A 7796-nucleotide genomic window follows, 5' to 3' on the forward strand; every position below is an offset into this window, starting at 1 on the left:
AGCCATACATGCACATCACATTATTCCTTATGGATTAGCAAATCATAAATTAGTAGAACTTGCTGCCAAGTACAGTTCAAAAACCAAAAGCGCATGGCACATCAACGACATCCCAAATGGTATAGCTATGACCGCTGACTTTCATTTGAATGGTCACAAAAAATATTCAGAAAAAATTGAAGCCTATCTAACAAAGTTATATGACAATGCACCTGGTAATATGGAGAAAGCCTATGATGAACTTACCAAATATACTGCTACAATTAAAAAGACAATTGAAGCTAATCGTAACCTTTCATTAGGTGAAATAGCCGATTTAATCCCTTAAAATCTATAAAATGAAATATTACCGTTTAAGAAACTCGATAGAGAATAAAGAAATCGGTCATTATCACCAAGTGCAAAAAACAACTTGGGACGGCAGACCCTATGATGATGGTGCCTTTGGCACTCAAGGATTGTTTAATCCTATTCATAAGAATCCCGCTATACCCACATTGGAGTTTTACAAAAGCACAAAGACCACTTCATTAATACATATGGTTGAGATTCCAATTCAACATTACCTAATCATTAACGAACCGTTTTTAGCATTTTTAAAGTCTTATTGCAATGGCCCTTTTCAGACTTGGAAAATAAAAGCAACGAAAAAAGAAGTTGATTACACGTATTACATTTTCTACTTAGATGAATACAAAAGTGATTTTATTGATTATGATAAATCCATCTTTAAATTATTTGAAGATCTTGGTGCGTTTCAGTACAAAGATTTAGATCAAGAGATTAAAATTACATCCGAAGTAGATTTCTTATATAAATGTAGTAATTACAGTTTTGGTGAACTTCAACCCACAAAAATTGTTTTAAATACAAGCAATCAAGAAGTTGATTTTTTTAGGTGTGCACATAATGGCATGGCGGGTTATTATGTCTCAGAGCGATTAAAACAGGCGATCCTAGACAATGGTTTCACTGGAATGCGCTTTGAAGAAATAGAGGAAATACAAAATCGAGTACTCATTGAGTATGTGTAAAAATTGTACTTGATTTTATAAAAAAAACTAGAACGAGGCTGTTTAAAACGACAGTCTCGTTCTTTGGCTAAACTAAAAACCAAAGAATTCAAGAAGCTAAAGAAGTAGAACGTCCGAAAGACGATTACCAATTGAATAAAGATGAAATCGAGAACAGCGAAAGTATCAATCGCGAGGCAGGGCAAACACAAGCCCGTCAAGTGACTGAAACTATTGTTCGCGACCAACCTAAAATTAATCGTAATGACACAGTTACTATTCAAGAAGTAGCTACTGGTAAAACAGAAACGATGAAATACAAAAAAGCTGAAAGCTTATTGGCTGCTGGAACTTGGGTTTTAGTAAGCTAAACCCAATTTTATATAACAAAACAAAGGCTACCCAAAAGGTAGCCTTTGTTATTTTGGTAAAGGTAAAAAGTCAAATTCTAAATTCTAAATTCCAAATTCCAAGGCTAACAGCTAAAAGCCATAAGCCAAATGCTATTTTTTCTCCTCAAAATAACGCGCCTCGATGCGTTTGATGTCTTTGATAGATTTTCGTGCCCAATCGAGTCGTTTTTCGAGAATTTGGGCTTCGGTTAATTGCCAAGGAATATCGGAATTGCGTAATCTATTGGTTAAATTTTGCAAAATAATTGCTGCGGATACTGAAATATTCAAACTTTCGGTGAAACCTACCATAGGTATTTTGAGAAAACCATCGGCTTTTTGCATAATCTCTTCTGATAAACCTTCTTTTTCGGTACCAAAACACAAAGCGCTGGGTTTAGAAAAATCAAAATTCTCTAAATCACAATCGTCTGTATGAGGTGTGGTGGCAATGATTTGGTAACCTTTACTTTTTAGTGTATCTATACAATTGCTTACCGAATCATATGGGGTAATATCGACCCACTTTTGAGCGCCCATAGCGATTTGTTTGTCGATTCGTTTACCAAAACGCTGCTCGATTACATTCATATTTTGTACCCCAAAAACCTCACAACTACGCATAACCGCACTAGCATTGTGCATTTGAAACACATCCTCGACTACCACTGTAAAATGATTGGTTCTGTTTTTGAGTACTTTTAAGAAATTCTCTTTTCTATTGTCGGTTAAAAATCCTTCTAAATATTCTAGGTAATCCAAATCTATCATCCCTGCTTTTTTTTGGGCAAAAATAAGAAAAGTAATTAGTCCTTAATAATTAGTCCTTAGTGATTAGTAAATAGTATTTGAGTTTTGGAATTTGGATTTTGAGTTTTGAGTTTTGGATTTTGGATTTTGGAATTGGGATTTGAATGAAAAAATGATTTTATTTGAGTAATGTTTTTTTTGCGTGAGGGATAGGAGCTGGCTACCGAAGTAGCGCGGATAGCCCGACCGCAGCTTCGCAAAGGGGCGCATAACACGCTTGCTGAATGCCCCTTTGTGAAGCTGTGGGCACGCCCAAATAATGGTAAACAAATTAATTTTCGACAAATGAAAAAGAAATTAGTAGTATTAACAGGAGCCGGAATAAGTGCTGAAAGCGGAATAAAAACCTTTAGAGATAGCGACGGATTGTGGGAAGGGCACGATGTAATGGAGGTGGCAACTCCAGAAGGATGGCGAAAAAATTCTGCATTGGTTTTGGATTTTTACAATCAAAGAAGGAAGCAATTATTGGAGGTCAAGCCGAATTTGGCGCATCAGGTTTTGGTGGAATTGGAACAGGATTTCGAGGTTTATATTGTTACACAAAACGTAGATGATTTGCATGAACGCGCGGGAAGTCAGAACGTTTTACACTTGCACGGTGAGTTGCTAAAAGTACGAAGTACACGAAATGAGTCCTATGTTTTGGATTGGAGAGGTGATTTGCAACTGGGCGATTTTGATACGAACGGCAACCAATTGCGTCCGCATATTGTGTGGTTTGGCGAAGCGGTTCCTGCGCTAGAAGATGCAATTGTTCTAGTTGAACAAGCTGATTATATCGCCATTATTGGGACTTCGTTGCAAGTGTATCCTGCGGCGGGACTGACGGATTTTGCTCCCGAAAATGTTCCTATTTTTTATATTGACCCCAAAGCGACCAAGATTTCGAATGTAAAAAATCCGCTGACTTGTATTGCTATGAAGGCTACAGAAGGAATTCTTGTTTTGCAACAAAAGTTATTGGAATTAGAGAAAAAAACTAAGCCTTGAAAACTGAATACTGAACACTTATGCTTATTTTTGTGCCTTTCGAACAAAAAACACAACAATGACTACTTTAAACGAATTAAATGCCATTTCTCCTATTGATGGGAGATATAGAAATAAAACAATTGCATTAGCGCCTTTTTTCTCAGAAGAAGCGTTGATTAAATACCGTGTTTTGGTTGAAATCGAGTATTTCATTGCCTTATGCGAACAACCTTTGCCACAATTGACTGGAGTAAACCCTAATGTATTTGAGAGTTTACGCAACCTCTACAAAAACTTTAGTACCGAAGATGCGCTTTGGATTAAGGAAACTGAAAAAGTTACCAATCACGACGTAAAAGCGGTAGAATACTTTATAAAAGACGCTTTTGAAAAATTGGGTCTTTCGGCTCACAAAGAGTTTATTCATTTTGGATTGACTTCTCAGGACATCAACAATACAGCTATTCCGCTTTCGACAAAAGAAGCGTTTGAAAAAGTGTATATGCCATCCTTGATTGGTTTAATTGCCAAATTGAAAGAGTTAAGTCAAGAATGGGCTCACGTTCCTATGTTGGCACGTACGCACGGACAGCCTGCCTCTCCTACTCGTTTAGGAAAAGAAATTGGGGTTTTCGTAGAGCGCTTAGAAGAGCAAATGCGTTTGTTGTTCAACATTCCTTTTGCGGCTAAGTTTGGTGGTGCTACTGGAAATTACAACGCACATCACGTAGCGTATCCACAAATTGACTGGAGACAATTTGGTAAAAAATTCGTAGAAGATATTTTGGGATTACACCACTCTTTTCCAACGACTCAAATTGAACATTACGACCATTTCGCTGCATTTTTTGATGCTTTAAAAAGAATCAACACCATCATCATCGATTTGGATCGCGATATTTGGACGTATGTTTCGATGGAGTATTTCAAACAAAAAATCAAAGCAGGAGAAATTGGTTCTTCGGCGATGCCACATAAAGTAAACCCTATTGATTTTGAAAATTCTGAAGGAAATTTAGGTATTGCCAATGCTATTTTTGAGCATTTGTCTGCCAAATTACCTTTATCAAGACTGCAACGTGATTTAACAGACAGTACAGTTTTGAGAAATATTGGTGTACCAATGGGACATACACTTATTGCTTTTGAGGCGACTTTGAAAGGATTGAACAAATTGCTATTGAACGAAAGTAAATTCCACGAAGATTTAGAAAACAATTGGGCAGTAGTTGCAGAAGCTATTCAAACGATTTTACGTCGCGAAGCCTATCCAAATCCTTATGAAGCGCTAAAAGGTTTGACCAGAACGAACGAGGCGATTACTAAAGATTCTATGCATGCATTTATTGCTACGTTAGAAGTTTCTGATGCCATAAAGGCAGAATTACTTCAAATCACACCAAGTAATTTTATTGGGATTTAAATTAAAAAAAACATACTTATCTCAAAAAGCTATCCTAACCGATAGCTTTTTTTGGTTTTAACTTTTTGTTGTGGCTCAAAACAATGATTTGAAAAACGATTTTTGTAAATTAGCCAAAATCGAGATTTTTATAATTTTTAAATAAATAAAAAACAATGAGTGCAGTTGCAGAAGTATCTACCCATTTAGAACCATTAATTACTGATTTGGGTTTAATACTCATGACCGCAGGAATTGCGGTATTGTTATTTAAGAAACTCAAACAACCTTTAGTCTTGGGCTATTTGATTGCGGGTTTCTTGGCCGGGAATAATTTTGATTTTTTTCCTACCATTCGCGACACCAAGAGTGTTGAAGTTTGGGCAGAAATTGGGGTTATTTTTTTATTGTTCAGTTTAGGATTGGAATTTAGTTTTAAGAAACTCATAAAAGTAGGCGGAACGGCATCTATTACTGCCATCACTCAAATCGCATTTATGGTGTTTTTTGGCTATACTGTAGGTCAATTATTCGATTGGTCTACTATGGATAGTATTTTTTTAGGAGTTATTTTATCGATTTCATCCACGACTATTATTCTAAAAAGTTTTGAAGAACTTGGGGTAAAAGCACAACGTTTTGCTGGAAACGTTATTGGTTCCTTGATTGTGCAAGATATAATTGCCATTTTGATGATGGTCCTTTTATCGACGATAGCAGTGAGTAATAACTTCTCTGGTGGTGAGTTGATTCAATCGATTTTTAAATTGGTATTCTTTTTAGTGCTTTGGTTTTTGAGTGGAATTTTTATCATTCCCACTGTATTAAAAAAAGCCAAGCATTTATTAACCGATGAAATGTTGCTAATCATATCTATAGCGCTTTGTTTGCTAATGGTAATTTTGGCGGCCAATGTAGGTTTTTCACCTGCTCTTGGGGCCTTTATCATGGGCTCAATCATAGCCGAAACTACTCAAGCAGAACATATCGAACATTTGGTAAAGCCTGTAAAAGATCTCTTTGGTGCTGTCTTTTTTGTATCTGTCGGAATGCTGATTGACCCCGAAGCATTGAAAGAACACGCTATTCCTGTTTTGGTATTATCGCTCGTGACCATATTAGGTCAATCTATTAGCTCTACTGTGGGTTCGCTTTTGTCGGGACAACCTCTCAAAGAATCGGTACAAACAGGGATGAGTTTGTCACAAATTGGGGAGTTCTCCTTCATTATTGCTACTTTGGGAATTACGCTGCACGTTACCAGTTCATTTTTGTATCCAATAGTTGTAGCGGTTTCGGCAGTAACGACCTTTAGTACCCCATATATGATTAAATTTTCAGGTCCTTTTTCTGATTTTTTGAGCAGAAAACTTCCAAGAAGATGGCTTAAAAAAATTGAACGCTATAGTGCTAGTACTCAAGCTATAAAAACTGTAAATAATTGGAAAATTGTCATCAATGCCTATTTAATACAAGTAATCATTCATTCCATCATTATTGTGGCAGTAATTGTACTTTCCTCAAGATTTGTTTTGCCTTTAGTGAAAGCGTATCCTTTTGGTTCAGCACTTTGTGCCTTAATCACACTGATTGTTTTGTCCCCATTTCTTTGGGCATTATCCCTAAGAAGAGTAGCTGTTGCCGAAGTTTCTGTTCTTTTAGAAGACCGAAAATCAAGAGGACCAATGGCTATGCTTTTCTTATTCAGAATTTTACTGGCGGTAGGTTACATTGGTTTATTGCTAAATATTTTCTTTTCTCCAAAAATAGCCCTAGTCGCGTTTGTAATTGCTATTCTTTTTTATTTTTTATTCCAAAAGAAAATAAATCATCAATATCATAAAATTGAGAATCATTTTTTATCCAATTTAAATGATAGAGAGATTAGCAAAGCCAAAAGAAGTCGTAGTGATTTATCGCCTTGGGACGGGCACATGGCTGTTTTTGATATTGCAGCCGAATCGAATATTGCTGGAGAAACCTTAAAAAAATTGCAACTTAGAGAACAACTTGGAATCAATATCGCCTCGATCAAAAGAGGAGAAATTACCATTCATATTCCTGATGCTAACGAACGTATTTTCCCTGGAGATGAAGTATTCGTGATTGGCACGGATGTACAACTTCAAGATTTCAAAAAATATTTGGATCAACATGAAATTGAAGCTTCCCCAGAAGTAAGAGAGCCCGATATTGTGCTTAGACAAATTGAATTGAAGAATCATGCTTTTATTGGTAAAAGTATAAAAGAATCAAAACTTCGTGAAAAAACAAAAGGTCTAGTTGTTGGCGTTGAAAAGAGAGGGAAACGATTCATGAATCCAGAATCAAGTATTTTACTCGAAAAAGATGATATCTTGTGGATTGTAGGTGATAAAAAACTACTCACCGATTTGGTTCATGAATAAAAAAATTAAATCTATAAAAAAATGCCCTCATGAATAAATTCAGAGGGCATTTTTTGGTTTAGAGAAACCTATTAAAGCGCAGTTACAATAAACTCACTTCTTCGGTTCATTTGGTGTTGTTCTTCGGTGCAATTGGATTGGTTGGTTGGTTCGCAGCCGCAATCGTTGATGAGTTGCGATTCGCCGTAGCCTTTTCCGGTGAGTCTTGATGTATCGATGCCTTTGGAAACTAACCAAGCGATAGTTGATTGTGCTCTTCTTTCGGACAAAGCCAGGTTGTATTTGGCCGTTTGTCTGCAATCGGTATGGGAACGGATGTCGATTTTCATCGTTGGGTTTTGTTGTAATACATCTAAGATTTTGGCCAAGTCCAAAGCCGCCTCTTTGCGAATATTGGATTTATCCAAATCAAAATAAATCATTTTGATGCCAAAACATTTGCCCAAATCATCGCCTACGGTTACTTTGCAAATACTGCCTTCTAGTTGTAAATCCACTGTGGTTTGGCCTTTGATTTCAGGGATTTTAATGGTTACTTCTTTTGAGGTATAGTCTTCTTTGGTGGCTCTAACGCTGTAGGTTTTTCTACAATCGACCTTGAAGCTGTAATTTCCTGATGCATCGGTTGTGGTCTCGCCAACTACTTTGTATTTTTTGTTCAAAAGCACCATTTGTACGCCTGCCAAAACTGCCCCTGATGCCTTATCGCTTATAGTTCCATTTAAGATTTGTTTGCACTTATCTTTACTGATAAATCTATAAATATCATCCGAGCCTAATCCGCCATCGCGATTCT

General features: G+C 36.5%; 7 protein-coding genes and 1 pseudogene. 6 read left to right on the top strand and 2 right to left on the bottom strand.

Features of this window, described 5'->3' with window-relative positions; genetic code table 11:
• The 3 genes and pseudogenes from FLB_RS05260 to FLB_RS05270 form a co-directional block, all read left to right on the top strand.
• Positions 1–328, top strand: a 328-nt coding sequence (locus FLB_RS05260) for an AHH domain-containing protein (protein ID WP_157490544.1), incomplete at its 5' end; no start/stop codon positions are given.
• Positions 329–338: 10 nt separating this feature from the next.
• Entirely contained in the window at positions 339–1034 is a 696-nt protein-coding gene (locus tag FLB_RS05265; protein WP_064714925.1) for a hypothetical protein, read from the top strand.
• Positions 1035–1120: 86 nt separating this feature from the next.
• Positions 1121–1384, top strand: a pseudogene (locus FLB_RS05270) (hypothetical protein); the annotation flags it as partial.
• Between the two features lie 132 nt (positions 1385–1516).
• Here FLB_RS05270 and FLB_RS05275 read toward each other — a convergent pair.
• Positions 1517–2176 carry a TrmH family RNA methyltransferase gene (locus tag FLB_RS05275; RefSeq protein ID WP_064714927.1) on the bottom strand — a complete coding sequence of 220 codons (660 nt, stop codon included), beginning with the start codon at positions 2174–2176 and terminating at the stop codon, positions 1517–1519.
• 324 nt (positions 2177–2500) lie between these two features.
• On the opposite strand from FLB_RS05275, the gene FLB_RS05280 reads away from it, so the two are divergent.
• The 3 genes from FLB_RS05280 (at position 2501) to FLB_RS05290 (ending at position 7000) form a co-directional block, all read left to right on the top strand.
• Positions 2501–3208, top strand: coding sequence for an SIR2 family NAD-dependent protein deacylase (locus FLB_RS05280; RefSeq protein WP_064714928.1), 708 nt, complete (start codon positions 2501–2503; stop codon positions 3206–3208).
• A gap of 58 nt (positions 3209–3266) precedes the next feature.
• Positions 3267–4613: an adenylosuccinate lyase gene (purB, locus tag FLB_RS05285; RefSeq protein ID WP_064714929.1), complete on the top strand. Its 1347-nt coding sequence runs from the start codon at positions 3267–3269 to the stop codon at positions 4611–4613.
• Positions 4614–4768: 155 nt separating this feature from the next.
• A complete protein-coding gene (locus FLB_RS05290; protein WP_064714930.1) occupies positions 4769–7000 on the top strand; it encodes a cation:proton antiporter in 2232 nt (743 codons plus the stop codon).
• Between the two features lie 71 nt (positions 7001–7071).
• Here the strand turns inward: FLB_RS05290 and FLB_RS05295 are convergent.
• On the bottom strand, positions 7072–7796 hold a 725-nt coding region (locus FLB_RS05295; RefSeq protein ID WP_157490545.1), incomplete at its 5' end, for an OmpA family protein.

The organism is Flavobacterium succinicans, assembly GCF_001662485.1.
GTDB lineage: Bacteria > Bacteroidota > Bacteroidia > Flavobacteriales > Flavobacteriaceae > Flavobacterium > Flavobacterium succinicans_A.

What these genes read in the sequence shown, in the direction of transcription:
- FLB_RS05280 (WP_064714928.1), top strand. Translation starts at nt 2,501, where the DNA reads ATGAAAAAGAAATTAGTAGTATTAACAGGAGCCGGAATAAGTGCTGAA.
- purB (WP_064714929.1), top strand. Translation starts at nt 3,267, where the DNA reads ATGACTACTTTAAACGAATTAAATGCCATTTCTCCTATTGATGGGAGA.
- FLB_RS05275 (WP_064714927.1), bottom strand. Translation starts at nt 2,176, where the DNA reads ATGATAGATTTGGATTACCTAGAATATTTAGAAGGATTTTTAACCGAC.
- FLB_RS05265 (WP_064714925.1), top strand. Translation starts at nt 339, where the DNA reads ATGAAATATTACCGTTTAAGAAACTCGATAGAGAATAAAGAAATCGGT.
- FLB_RS05290 (WP_064714930.1), top strand. Translation starts at nt 4,769, where the DNA reads ATGAGTGCAGTTGCAGAAGTATCTACCCATTTAGAACCATTAATTACT.